Raw genomic sequence first — 1387 nt, 5'->3', positions numbered from 1 at the left:
GGGTCGGAGGAGGCCGCGGGCGGGTCGTTGTTCCTGGCCTTGGGCGTGGTGCTGACGCTGGTGGGTTTCGTGCTGATCGGTCCGCTGCTGGCGGGTGGTGTGGTGCGGGCGCTGGGTGCGGTGGTGCTGCGGGTGTTCGGTCCGGTGGGGCGGATGGCGGAGCGGAACGCGCTGCGCAATCCGCGTCGTACGGGTGCGACGGGTGCGGCGCTGATGATCGGGTTGGCGCTGGTGTCGTCGTTGTCGGTGGTGGGTGCGTCGCTGGTGGCGTCGGCCGGTGACGAGTTGGACCGTTCGGTGGGGGCGGACTTCATCCTGCAGTCGGGTGCGGGTCAGCCGGTGGTGCCGGAGGTCGTGGAGCGGGTGCGTGCCACGGAGGGGGTGGCGCATGTCACCGAGTACCGGTGGCTGGAGGCGCGTCTGACGGGTCCGGACGGGGAGTCGGTGAAGGAGTCGGTGACGGCGGCTTCTCCTACGTATGCCGAGGATCTGCGGGTGGAGACGGTGGCGGGTGAGCTGCCGGCGGCGTATGAGCGGGATTCGATGTCGGTGCCGGAGGATTTCGCGAAGGCGCACGGTGTGGAGGTCGGCGACCGGGTCGAGGTGGATTTCGCGGCCGGTGGTACGGCGGAGCTGGTGGTGCGGGCGGTCACGGCGGCGGACACGAGTGTGGACCAGGGCGCGATGTACCTGAGCACGGCGACGGCCGAGCGGTATGTGCCCGAGGACCGGATGCCGCTGAACATGATGCTGTTCGCGAAGGCGGAGGAGGGGCAGGAGGATGCGGCGTACGCGGCTCTGAAGGGTGAGCTGGAGGCGTTCCCGCAGTACGAGGTCCGTAATCAGGCGGATTACAAGGAGCTGCTGGAGGACCAGGTGGGGCAGTTGCTCAACATGGTCTACGGGCTGCTGGCGCTGGCGATCGTGGTGGCGGTGCTGGGCGTGGTGAACACGCTGGCGCTGTCGGTGGTGGAGCGGACGCGTGAGATCGGTCTGATGCGTGCGATCGGTCTGTCGCGGCGGCAGTTGCGGCGGATGATCCGGCTGGAGTCGGTGGTGATCGCTCTGTTCGGTGCGCTGCTGGGTCTGGGGCTCGGTCTGGGCTGGGGTGTGGCGGCGCAGCGGTTGCTGGCGCTGGAGGGGCTGAAGGTGCTCCAGGTGCCGTGGCCGACGATCGTGGGGGTGTTCTTCGGGGCCGCGGTGGTGGGTCTGGTGGCGGCTTTGGTGCCGGCGTTCCGGGCGGGCCGGATGAATGTGCTGAACGCGATCGCCACGGAGTAGGCGGAGTAGGCGGGGTAGTCCGCGAGGGGTCTGCGGGGGCTGTGGTGCGGCCCGGTCGCGGTGGGTGCGGTGTCGCGCTCGCCGGGGCCGGGCCGCGGTGCTGTGC

General features: G+C 70.2%; 1 protein-coding gene. It reads left to right on the top strand.

Annotated features, from left to right (window positions below; genetic code table 11):
- Positions 1-1281: FtsX-like permease family protein (locus tag L7D48_RS28850; RefSeq protein ID WP_237884057.1), on the top strand; the 1281-nt coding region annotated here is incomplete at its 5' end.
- Positions 1282-1387 lie beyond the last annotated feature (106 nt).

Origin of the sequence: Streptomyces sp. ICN903 (genome assembly GCF_022015835.1) — a bacterium.
Taxonomy (GTDB): domain Bacteria; phylum Actinomycetota; class Actinomycetes; order Streptomycetales; family Streptomycetaceae; genus Streptomyces; species Streptomyces fenghuangensis.
The sequence above is the reverse complement of the archived record's forward strand: the minus strand, read 5'-3'. Positions and strand labels throughout refer to the sequence as shown.